The organism is Pedobacter montanisoli (genome assembly GCF_022809115.1).
Taxonomy (GTDB): Bacteria; Bacteroidota; Bacteroidia; order Sphingobacteriales; family Sphingobacteriaceae; genus Pedobacter; species Pedobacter montanisoli.
Genome location: NZ_JALGBH010000002.1, coordinates 926,872 through 938,336, shown reverse-complemented (window position 1 = coordinate 938,336; position 11,465 = coordinate 926,872). Strand labels below are relative to the sequence as shown.

The window sequence follows — 11,465 nt, the reverse complement described above, 5'->3', positions numbered from 1 at the left end:
ATAAATTTAGATGAAGAAATCTGATGTGCATTTTTTGCTTGTTTAGTGTGCAATTATATAGGCACAGACCCATCTTGAAAGTTATTGGATGCATATGAATTAACAAGTATTTGTCGGTATTTTACGATGCTAAATACTTGATTATTAGTTTGAAACACAATTGCTGCCTTTATGGTATATGCTTTGCGGGCATAAACCCAGATAATGTAATTTTAATTAAGTTTTGTAAAGGAGGATATGTATGGACAGCGAAAATTCACATCAAGAAGGAGAGATGGCAAAAGAAATTGAAAACCAGACTGCAAAAATTCCGTCTGATTTCTTTTTATGGACAGCTATAGCAGCAATGGGACTTTCATTAGGCTTAAAATGTATGAAACATAAGCACATGGCACTTTTTGTAGGTCAATGGGTTGCACCTTTTCTATTATTTGGCGTGTACAATAAAATTGTAAAAACTCACGGACACGATGAAAAAGAGATGTAATATCCTGCTTTATGGCTGATCAGAAGATATTTTCAAGGCCAAAATGGAATTGGAAATATTTTCTGTCGGCTAATGCTCATTCTAAATAACGCTATATGCTTTCGGGCTTTGTTTAAATAATTGCAATCTGAAAATTATTCGTTGATACTTATGACTATTTAACAAGGATTATTTAACCGTTTGTTAATGAATTTAAACATGATAAAAATTATTTTAGCAGAAGATCATCCCATTGTATGCAATGGAATAAAGTTGCTCTTAGAATCACAGGAACACTTTTGCGTAATCGGCGAAGCGAATAATGGTAAAGAAACCATAGAATTGCTAGAAAACAAACTTATACCCGATGTATTGATCACAGACATAGGTATGAAAGAAATGGATGGGAAAGAACTGACCGAATACATCAATATCCATTATCCAAATATTAAGATTATTGTACTTTCAATGGTAGGCAGTACTCAGTTAGTATCAACCTGTTTTGAAAAAGGTGCTAATGGTTATCTATTGAAAAAAGTTGATTATGAAGAATTGCTTTTTGCCGTTAAGCACGTAGCTAAAGGTGGTAAATACCTGTGCGATGAGCTATCTATGGAATTTATAGAAAGTGTACAACAAAATAGTAGCGCTTTTAGCAATTACGACAATAATACCCACCTTACAGAAGACATATGCTTATCAGATAGAGAGTTAGAAGTACTGGAACTGATTAGTGATGGTTTAACCAATACAGAAATTGCAGACAAGCTTTTTCTGAGCAAGAGAACGGTTGAAGGGCATAGGCAAAACCTGATCAATAAAACCAATGTAAGAAACTCGGCAGCTTTGATCAAATATGCTTTTAAGAACGGCTTGATCTGTTAATGCTCAATAAATTTTGTGGGGCATATGGGAAACTCAAGATTACTGTAGTTCCGTTGCCTATTGCGCTTTTTATGGCAATTTTTCCGTCTAATTTTTCTAACATTCTTTTGGTTAGAGAAAGACCAATACCTGTTCCCGGAAAATCATGACTATTGCTTGCCCGGTTAAATACATTGAACATGTTTTTTAAAAAAGCCTTAGGAATACCTATACCATTGTCTGTTATGCTGTAATGCAGGTATTTATTGTTTTGGTGGCTATCTATTTTTATAAAAGGCTGTTCTTGCATAGAGGTATATTTTACTGCATTGCTTATTACATTTAAAAAAATCTGATAGATCATGCTCTTTTCTCCCCAAATGGGCAGTAGTTTACCAAACTCTACAGTACAGCGTTCATTGTTATAGAGTATCTTGGTTTCATCTACTATTTTTTTCAGCATATGCGATAAGGGTATGGGCGCCTTTGAAAATTTGTACGCTTTCTTATCCAATAAATGCAATAAACCCTCTATAATAGCTTCAATGTTCTGTATGCCATCTAATATGGTCTTGCTCCAGTTTTGTTTGTTGTTTTGGGGTTGTACCAAGTGCTGATCATGAATGATCTGGGCACCTATTTTTACCACAGACAATGGATTTTTTAGATCGTGAGAAAGGGTAAAAGCAATGGTTTCGAACTCATTGTTCAATAAGATTAGCTCTTCGTTAAGTTTCTCGTGCTCTTTTGATCTTAAAACAATAACTTCATGCAGCAACTCGTTTAGGCTTTGTACAAAATAAAGTATCTTATCATCCCAGGGTTCTGCAGCATTTACAATGGTTTCTTCCCAGGTTTCGCAGCCCGCTTCTTCTTCTTGCGCATTAGAAGAACTAATGCGATACATACGGTCTGTTTTTTCTTTTCTGAACCATAAAATATAATGATCGTTTCTTTGAGCGATCTGCAAGCTCAATAAACCCGCAAAAGATAGACTGCCTATTTCTTTTCGGTATTTTGAAGCAAAATCATGGTCTTTAAAGATCGGCTTTTTATGAAACGGGTTAATGATTTTAACGATTTCTTCAATTTGCGCATGTGTAGGGCAAATGCCACTTGTAAATATATCTCCGGCATGGTAAATAGCTATGCCATCGGCTTTGGCATTGCGGCAGAGCATTTTAAGATTTTGAACCAGCACCACATTGATACTGTTATTGTTCATTAATTTTTCTTTGAGGTTAAATTCAATGCTCTTGATCTGATTATAATATTTTAATTGGGATCGTTTAAAATCTGAATCGAACCTATGGGCGGCATGTTGCAAAACCAAAGTGCATAACTGCCGGGTTTGCAGATCTACTGCTTTTTCCTGATAATGGTGTCCGGCCAATAAACCCCAGAATTTGTGGTCTATAAAAATAGGAATTACAATTACAGACACCACCCCAATGCCTTTAAGGTAATTGATGTGCACATCGGGAAAAGGATGGAGCAAAGAGGGTGATAGATCGGTAGGTTCGCCAATTTCTAAAAATGCAATATTTTCATTGTCCGTATCAGGACAATAGCGGTAAGGAGAGCTGCGATAAAAATTAATGGCTTCTGCCGGCATAAAACTTTCGGCAAACTGCTTACCTAAGTATTTTTTATCTGCAGAACATTCGCTCAGCATTCTTCCTCTGCCAGATGCTTCCATTTTAAAAATAAGCACCCGGTCAAAACCAATGATCTTTCTTACCGAGGTACATACAGATGTCCATACATTTTTTGTTTTTTCTTCTAAAAGACAGGTTAACGTATCTATCTGAACAGTTTTGGCAGCTCTTTTTTGATGAGGTTCCCATTCGCAATATATTTTATCCTTGTTCCTAAACAGATTTAGATAATACCTTTTTCCAGCAATGTGGTGGTAAAGCGTTTGCCTGCCTTCGGGTTCATCCAACAGTTTTTGTATAGCTTTTAATATTTTAGGTGCCTGAGCAGCAAAAGAGCGATTAAAAAAAGCAGCGATAGGCTGCTTTAAATAAGAATTTACCGGCTCGGTAGAGATTTCAGAAATATTGCTACTTAAACCAATGATCTGCCCTTCTAAGTCAATAACAATAATATATCCAAAAGATTGAACATAAGAAGCAGATTCTATGCGCCTAATTTTAAAGTTTTTCATAGGGGTTGAGGTGGTTGTCCAAGTTATTTATAAATAAAATAATTTATAAATAAGAGCAGAAAATAGAGAAGCTTGCTGTTTTTACACTTATTTATCTCTTGTTGAACATCACGCATTTTACGTACTGGATGGATAAATAAGCGAATTTTACTGTAAGATTGGTTAAGAAACAGTACTTTATTCTTTAAGCCGCTAACGTAAATATACGGATATGATGTTATAAATACTCTAACAAGGCATATTATTTTTTATAAAAGTACCTGATTTCAAAAATACTAAATCTTTTACCCCTTTTAAGCAGTTACAACAGTACTTGATCACTTAAAAAACAGCTTATGTACACCCTTGGCATTAACGCAGTATTTCATGATTCTTCTGCCTGTATCGTAAAAGACGGAAAACTCATAGCTGCCGTTGAAGACGAAAGATTTACCCATTTTAAACATGGAAAAAGACCCATTCCCTTTAGTACTTATGAATTGCCTTTTCATGCCATTGATTTTTGTTTAAAAACTTCAGGTATACATCTTAATGAAGTAGATCACATTGCTTATTCTTTTGATCCCTATCAAATTTTGTCACCAGAATTAAAAGCTTCGGCTTTTTGTCCGGTTCCCTTGTTCGCAGATCAGCAGAATTTTAGTGCAGAACTTGAAAATCCCTGGAATAATCTTTTCTTAACCTCTATCATCAATGCAGAAAACCATCTGGTTGATGGTTATCCGCATCACCTGCAAAAAAGGTTTTACAAAGCCGATAAAAGCAATTGGAAATGGCATTTTGTAGATCATCACCTTGCCCATGCTGCAAGTGCTTTTTTACCCTCGCCCTTTACAAGAGCAGCCATACTTACTTTAGATGGACGGGGAGAAGACTGTTCTACAACTTACAGCATAGGGCATAACAATAACATCAGCAAAATAGATGAAGTAAAGCTACCGCATTCTTTAGGACTGTTATATGAGAACGTAACCACTTATCTGGGCTTTCTGCATTCTTCTGATGAATATAAAGTGATGGCTTTGGCCTCATATGGCAAGCCAGAGTATGTGAAAGACTTTAGAGAAATTGTACAGTATCTGGGCAATGGGCAATACCAGATTGTTAATGAGAAACTTGAAGAACGCTTTGGTCCGGCCCGATTAAAAGGAGAAGAATTTACCGCTTACCATTTTGATATAGCCCGTTCTTTGCAATATGTATTGGAAGAAACAGTTTTAGAACTTTGCAATTGGCTGTACGGTATGAGCCATGAAGATAATTTATGTATAGCAGGCGGAGTAGGTTTAAACTGTGTTTTAAATGCACGCATAAGAGATAAAAGCCCCTTTAAAAATATTTGGGTACAACCTGCCGCAGGCGACTCTGGAACGGCATTGGGCGCAGCGCTTTGGACAGATGCACAAATAAGAGAAAGCGAGGATAAAGATTTTGTAATGGAGCATGTGTATTGGGGCCCTGAATATAGCGATGACGAGATAGAGGCTTTTTTGCAAAAATGTAAGATACCTTACCATAAAATGGATGATGTGGCTGAAGAAACAGCTGATCTTCTAGCTCAAAATAAGATCATTGGCTGGTTTCAGGGCAAGATGGAATATGGCCCCCGTTCATTGGGCAGTAGATCTATTTTAGCATCGCCCATTGATCCAAAGATGCAGTCGTTACTGAACATTGTTAAAGACCGCGAAGATTTTAGACCCGTGGCCCCCGTAGTTTTGGAAGAAGAAGCGCATCACTGGTTTGAGCAAGCACAAAAATCGCCCTTTATGCTTTTTGTGTACAATGTAATTAAAGAACAAGCGCATTTAATACCAGCTGTAAAGCACATAGATGGTACGGCCAGGGTACAAACCATTAACGCAAAACAACATCCTTTGTATTACAAGCTCATTAAAGCCTTTAAAGAAAAAACCGGGGTACCTGTATTGGTCAACACCTCCTTTAACACTTTGGGCAAACCTATTGTATGTAGCCCTCGTGATGCCGTAGAGTGTTTCTGGACATCGCCTTTTGACGCTTTAATTATGGGTTCATTTTTAATTAGAAAAGATCATGGAAATAAAAATATCGGTAGTTATACCCACTTACAAGAGGCCGAACCTATTGAAGCGTTGCCTCATGCGCTTAGCCAGGCAAAATATTGATTCGGCTTTGTTTGAAGTTATTGTAGTGAGCGATGGACCAGATGAGCAAACTCGTAGCATGGTTAACAAGATTGCTAAAAGAGGAACCATTCATCTCAAATACATAGAACCAGATCGCAAAAACGGGCCCGCTTATGCCCGCAATATAGGTTGGTTAAGTGCCAAAGGGCAGCTTGTTGCCTTTACCGATGACGATTGCCTACCCCAAACCGATTGGTTAAAAACTGTTTTAAAACATTACAAGGGCGAAGAACTGATTGCTTACAGCGGCAGTACCCTTGTACCTATTTCTAATAAACCGCATGATTTTGAACTGAATACGGCTAAATTGCAGCATGCAGATTTTATTACGGCAAATTGTGTATGTACCAAAAAAGCACTCATTCAAATTGGCGGCTTTGATAGACGTTTTAAATTGGCCTGGCGTGAAGACAGCGATCTTGAATTTAAACTCATTGAACAGTGCATTCCTATCATTAAACTGGAAGATGCGTATGTGGTTCATCCGGTAAGGAGATTCCCGTGGGCAGTAAGTATCAAAGAACAAAGAAAGGTAATTTACGATGCCTTGCTGTTTAAAAAATATCCTGAATTGTACCGCAGAAAGATCAGCAGACAAACTGCCTGGAATTACTATCTGGTTTTATTGTTTACCCTTTTGTTCGTTTACTTCATTTTAAACGGATCACCTTATTTAGCCTTTGCCAACCTATGTGCACTTTTTGCCTTAATTATAAATTTTGCCTGGAAACGTACCAAAAATGCAGACCGATCTTTAAAACATGTAAGCGAGATGCTATTTACTTCTTTTATCATTCCATATGTAGCCATTTACTGGAAAACATATGGCGCCTTAAAATACAGGGTTTTATTATTATAGCACAACCATGGAAAGCAACATCAAAAAAATAGCCATCTTCAGGGCATTGCAGCTTGGAGACATTTTATGTGCCATGCCTGCCATAAAGGCCATAAGAGAATATTACTCTCAAGCCGAAATCATATTTATAGGTTTGGCACATACCAGATCTCTTATAGAAAGATTTAAATGTATAGATCAGTTTGTGGCTTTTCCGGGTTATCCCGGATTACCCGAGCAAGAGTTTGATCCCTTAGGTTTTGAAACATTTGTAAATCAAATGCATGAAAAAGAGATCGACCTGCTTTTTCAGTTGCAGGGCAATGGTTCTGTAGTTTATGAATTTCTAAATATGCTTGGGGCAAAGCGGGTAGTAGGCTTTTGCCAAACCATAGAGCAGCAAAATGAAGATTTGATGTGCTATCCAGAAAAGCTGCATGAAATAGACCGGCACCTGGCTTTGTTGAGCCACCTTAAGATCAATTACAACAATGATGAGATGTTTTTCTCTACGTTAGAGCAAGATGAAGCAGATTTTAAAGCCTTAGACTTTAAACTAAAGCCCAAAGAATACATCTGTATTCATCCTGGCTCAAGGGGCAAGTGGCGGCAATGGCCGATAGCTTACTTTGCGGCCATAGCAGATTTTTGTAAAGAAAGAGGCTTTGAGGTGGTAATTACGGGTAATGAAAATGAAATAGCCATTGCCCATGAACTGGCCAGCAAAATGAAATATAAACCGCTCATCTTAACCGGAAAAACCTCTTTAGGTGCTATTAGCCACATTATTGAAAACGCTTTTGCCTTAATAGCCAATTGCACAGGTGTATCGCATATTGCTGCAGCTGTAAAAACACCTAGCATCATTATCAGCATGGATGGAGAACCTTATCGCTGGGGGCCTAAAAACCTGGCTTTACATTTTACCATAGACTGGAACCTCAATCCCGATTATAAATTTGTTCTACGATCGGTGATAGAAATGATCAATACCAACCAGACCAAGTTGGAACTGGAAAGGCCAGAAGACAATAAAGAACCTCTAAAAAAGCAGGAGCTATTACACTGAAAATATATCAGAAACCTAATAAGATCAGGCAGCTTTCTTTCTTTTTATAATAGCTTTGAGCATGCTGTGCCAAGTTACTATATTACCAATAATAAAACTTTCTTTTAGATCACTTTTAAATCGGGTTTTCATGATCCTTTTAACAATAGAATGGCCTACTTCGCCCTGTTCTTGCACCTTGCCCAGTAACCTTAAAGAAAGCAGTGCTAGTAAAGCTCCGATCAAGAAAAGGAAATTCCATTCATGTAAATAAATCAGCTTTAACAATTTGTTAAATTGGGGACTTATCCATTCAAAAGTAATTTTGAGTTGCTTGTTAGAAAAATAATCGGCCAAGATACCACCCAGCAAAGGCGAAACAGAAGAGAAGATAGAAGTAGTGATGTTTTTAACTGAGAGGTAAACCACTGCATCGGTTTTAGGCGCCAGCTTAAGACCAATATTGGTTAATGCCAGATTAATGCCCGCTGTTGAAACACCGGTAAAGATATGGATGCCTACCAAAAGAGCCATGTTTACATACCAGCGAGAGTAAATACCCACAAAAATCCAGGCAATGATACAAACAATGTAAATAGGGCTGCTCAGGTAAATGATGCTCTTATTGCTGTATCGATCTGAGAGTGTACCCCATAATTGTACGGTTAATACACTAAATACCTGGCTGATTACCGTAAGGGCAATGATATAAGTCATCGGTATTTTAAGCGTTTGCAGCATAAAAACCATAAAGAACGGAACGGCAAGATTAATGGCAAAAACCCAGGCACCGTTAAACCAAAGCATGTTCCTAAAGTTTTTGTTCTTTAAAGGCATCATAAACAACTCAAAGAAATCTCCTTTAGATAAATAAGACTGAGGCTCAACTGCTCGCGAAAGAAAGAAGGTTCCGATAAGACCTACAACACCTGCTAGGATAAAATAAACCGAATACAGGCTGAGTAGCTCAGATGAGTGTTTACTCGTAAAATAATCGACCATTACCGCTACCAAAAGGCTCAGACAAATATTAACGATCTGCATGTAACGGCTCCGTTTAGAAAAGTATTGCCCCAATTGGTTTTCAGGTACCAGATCTTTGATCCAGGAATTCCAACCTGCACCACCAATAGAACTGAACAGGTAATGGATAAACATCATGGCCATTAAGAAATAGACCGAGATGCCAAACTGGAACAACAACCAACCAATAATAATTAAAGGTGTACGGGCAATAACAAGCGATATGGTGGTAATGCCCTTGCGGTTGGGAAACCTGCGCATGAGCAAAATAGAAAATAACTGTGCTAAATTGGTTAGCGAAGGGAAGGCCGCCAGTAAACCGATCTGAAAGTTGGAGGCACCCAAAAGCAATGCTGTTGCTACCAGAAAAGCACCGCTGGTAAGGCAAACCACAATCTCAGAGCTTATGCCATCTACTATAACTAGACGTAAACTCTTTTCAATGTCCCTGTTTTCTATATGTAACTGCGGCTTCATTCTTTACCTTAAAAAAAGAGATGCCCGGCAAGAAACCGATGCATCTCGGGTATAAGAATTAAGGGAAGTTGTTTGCGTTAAGCAGGTTGAGTTTGCTCTACATTAGCAGAACTCATGGCAATCTCTGTTAGTTTACTATCCGTTTCCTTTTCTTCAGATAAAGTTTCCTTTAAAAGTTCTGCAACATCATCATGCTGCATAAGTTCTGCATAAGTAGCAAGGCTACCGTAAGAAGCTATTTCATAGTGCTCTATTTTTTGTGCCGCACAGATCAGGGCCGCATCTTTGGCCGGGCTGTCTTCAAAGTCGCTTATAATTTCTTCGGCTTCTTTTAACAGACCTTCCATAGCTTTACAGGTTTTAGACCTAGGTTTCATGTTAAGATGCTCAAAAACTTGTTTCAATCTTTCAATGTGTCCTTCTGTTTGTTGCAAATGTTCTTTAAAAGCTTGTTGCAGCATTTCGTTCTCTGCTTCAGCACTCATTTTCTTTAATCCTTTTAACAATTGTTTTTCAGCACCTAAAATGTCTCTAAGCTCATCTACCATTAAATCGTGAAGATGCTCATTAGGCATGTTACCATTCTCTTTCATTGACTTTTTCATAGTGATTATGATTTTAAATTTATTACCTAATTACCAAACATGAAAAGCTAAAAATCGTTGTTTCAAAGTTTTTTTCAGGTATTTTTTACAGCATTTTACCTTCTGCAACAAGTATAAAATACAGGTAAAATTTAGCAGATGTTTTCACTTCAAAACAAAGCTTTTGGCTAAAGCGCATAAGTCATTGTAGAAAGATGCTGTATGGATTACAAGCGCTTGTTTTAAAGCGCTTTTCTGTAATAGAAACGGAGCTTGTTTCGGGCTCTTGCCTTAACCCTAAAAATTGCTCTTTCGGTTGTACGAATAGCTTCACTACTTGTACCAGAGAGATATGCTATTAAGTATTTATACCCCTGCTTTAGTGCTTATTACCTTAAAAAAACAGGTATTCTGCCGAACGAACATTTTCAAAAAGCCCCTGTTTATTGAGATGTAAGTCATTAATTATTTCAAATTAAATCTATAATACCATGAAAAACACAGGAAATTTCGAAGGACAGGACCGACAAAATTCAAGCAATGAATTTAACGGGCTAAATTATTGGGTAAATCCTAATGTAGGAAACGTAAGCGGAGCGCAGAGAGATTCTTTAGAAATTGATCCCAATGAAAATGAAGCAACAAACGAAGAAAACAATCAATACGCAAACCTTTCAAAAGCTACAGGCCATTATCCGGTAGAAACCATACCACAGGAAGAACCCTTTAAAAATAAGGATATGCCAACCTATTTTTTAGAATACGATTTGGATAAACTGGATTTTATGGACTAGGTATAGAATTGCTATAACCTTAAAAAATATGATACTTCAAACCGATCTTGATACGACATCAATTTTATCCTCACTTGAAAAAAGGATAAGGATTTTTACCTGGCATATACACGGTAGCTATTTGTTCTATTTATCGCAGGGAAACTACGATATTTTTATTCCTGTTGATGAGCAAAAGAGTGACAGATATTGCGGCAGAGGACATACATTTCCTTTTGGAGCTAATGTAATAGAGGTTAATGCCAATGAAGTGAAGGATCTGGAGTTTGATGTGCTACTGTTTCAGGCCGATGAGAACTATTTCACAGATCAGTATGATATTTTAACCGAAGAACAGCGGGCATTGCCTAAAATTTATTTAGAGCATGATCCACCTTGGGGACATCCAACCAATGAGTTGCACCCGATAAAAGATCAAGATGTAACACTGGTTCATGTTACACACTTTAACAAGCTGATGTGGCATGCACAAGTACCCAATGTAAGGGTTATAGAACATGGTGTAATGCCTGCTACGGTAAATTATACCGGTGAGATTGAAAGAGGTATTGTAGTAATCAATAACCTACCGCAAAGAGGTAGGCTGCTGGGTTTTGATATTTTTGAACAAGTACAGAAAGAAGTGCCTATAGATTTAGTAGGCATGGGTACAGCAGGTTTTGGCCTTGGAGAAGTGCTGCATCCGCAGTTGCCTCAGTTTATTTCGCAATACAGGTTCTTTTTTAATCCGATAAGGTACACCAGCTTAGGGCTGGCTGTATGTGAGGCCATGACTATGGGCATGCCTGTGGTGGGTTTGGCTACTACAGAAATGCCCAATGTGATCAAGAACGGCTACAACGGTTATGTACATACAGATGTTTCTTTTCTGATCGATTGTATGCATATGCTCATAGAAGATAAAGCAAGAGCTTTTGAACTGGGAGCCAATGCAGCAAAATCTGCCCAGCAGCGCTTTAATATTAGGAGGTTTACCCACGATTGGGAGAAATTATTTTCAGAAGTTTTAACATATACGCAAGCCATTTAAAAT

General features: G+C 37.7%; 10 protein-coding genes. 7 read left to right on the top strand and 3 right to left on the bottom strand.

The window, feature by feature from the left end; all coding sequences use genetic code 11:
- Nucleotides 1-274: 274 nt before the first annotated feature.
- Both MMF97_RS11875 and MMF97_RS11870 read left to right on the top strand, forming a co-directional pair.
- Nucleotides 275-487: a hypothetical protein gene (locus MMF97_RS11875; RefSeq protein ID WP_243362591.1), complete on the top strand. Its 213-nt coding sequence runs from the start codon at nucleotides 275-277 to the stop codon at nucleotides 485-487.
- A 198-nt stretch (nucleotides 488-685) separates the two neighbouring features.
- Nucleotides 686-1,351 carry a response regulator gene (locus MMF97_RS11870; RefSeq protein ID WP_243362590.1) on the top strand — a complete coding sequence of 222 codons (666 nt, stop codon included), beginning with the start codon at nucleotides 686-688 and terminating at the stop codon, nucleotides 1,349-1,351.
- Here MMF97_RS11870 and MMF97_RS11865 read toward each other — a convergent pair.
- Complete coding sequence (locus tag MMF97_RS11865) at nucleotides 1,329-3,500, bottom strand: ATP-binding protein (protein WP_243362589.1); 2,172 nt, start codon at nucleotides 3,498-3,500, stop codon at nucleotides 1,329-1,331. The genes MMF97_RS11870 and MMF97_RS11865 overlap by 23 nt on opposite strands.
- A gap of 335 nt (nucleotides 3,501-3,835) precedes the next feature.
- Here MMF97_RS11865 and MMF97_RS11860 point away from each other — a divergent pair, with 335 nt between their 5' ends.
- The 3 genes from MMF97_RS11860 to MMF97_RS11850 are packed head-to-tail and all read left to right on the top strand — an operon-like array spanning nucleotide 3,836 to nucleotide 7,575.
- Nucleotides 3,836-5,647 carry a carbamoyltransferase family protein gene (locus tag MMF97_RS11860; protein ID WP_243362588.1) on the top strand — a complete coding sequence of 604 codons (1,812 nt, stop codon included), beginning with the start codon at nucleotides 3,836-3,838 and terminating at the stop codon, nucleotides 5,645-5,647.
- Nucleotides 5,622-6,527 carry a glycosyltransferase gene (locus MMF97_RS11855; RefSeq protein ID WP_243362587.1) on the top strand — a complete coding sequence of 302 codons (906 nt, stop codon included), beginning with the start codon at nucleotides 5,622-5,624 and terminating at the stop codon, nucleotides 6,525-6,527. The genes MMF97_RS11860 and MMF97_RS11855 overlap by 26 nt, the downstream gene beginning before the upstream one ends.
- Nucleotides 6,528-6,534: 7 nt before the next feature.
- On the top strand, nucleotides 6,535-7,575 hold the full coding sequence (locus MMF97_RS11850) for a glycosyltransferase family 9 protein (protein ID WP_243362586.1): 1,041 nt from the start codon (nucleotides 6,535-6,537) through the stop codon (nucleotides 7,573-7,575).
- Nucleotides 7,576-7,599: 24 nt separating this feature from the next.
- Here the strand turns inward: MMF97_RS11850 and MMF97_RS11845 are convergent, their stop codons facing one another.
- Nucleotides 7,600-9,054 (bottom strand): MFS transporter, encoded by a 1,455-nt coding sequence (locus MMF97_RS11845; RefSeq protein ID WP_243362585.1) that lies wholly within the window; start codon nucleotides 9,052-9,054, stop codon nucleotides 7,600-7,602.
- A 77-nt stretch (nucleotides 9,055-9,131) separates the two neighbouring features.
- Nucleotides 9,132-9,659 (bottom strand): ferritin-like domain-containing protein, encoded by a 528-nt coding sequence (locus MMF97_RS11840; RefSeq protein WP_243362584.1) that lies wholly within the window; start codon nucleotides 9,657-9,659, stop codon nucleotides 9,132-9,134.
- Between the two features lie 470 nt (nucleotides 9,660-10,129).
- Between MMF97_RS11840 and MMF97_RS11835 the strand changes: the two genes are divergently transcribed.
- Nucleotides 10,130-10,432: a hypothetical protein gene (locus MMF97_RS11835; protein WP_243362582.1), complete on the top strand. Its 303-nt coding sequence runs from the start codon at nucleotides 10,130-10,132 to the stop codon at nucleotides 10,430-10,432.
- 28 nt (nucleotides 10,433-10,460) lie between these two features.
- The gene (locus MMF97_RS11830) at nucleotides 10,461-11,462 is read left to right on the top strand and encodes a glycosyltransferase family 4 protein (RefSeq protein WP_243362580.1); all 1,002 of its coding nucleotides are present in this window, start codon (nucleotides 10,461-10,463) and stop codon (nucleotides 11,460-11,462) included.
- Nucleotides 11,463-11,465 lie beyond the last annotated feature (3 nt).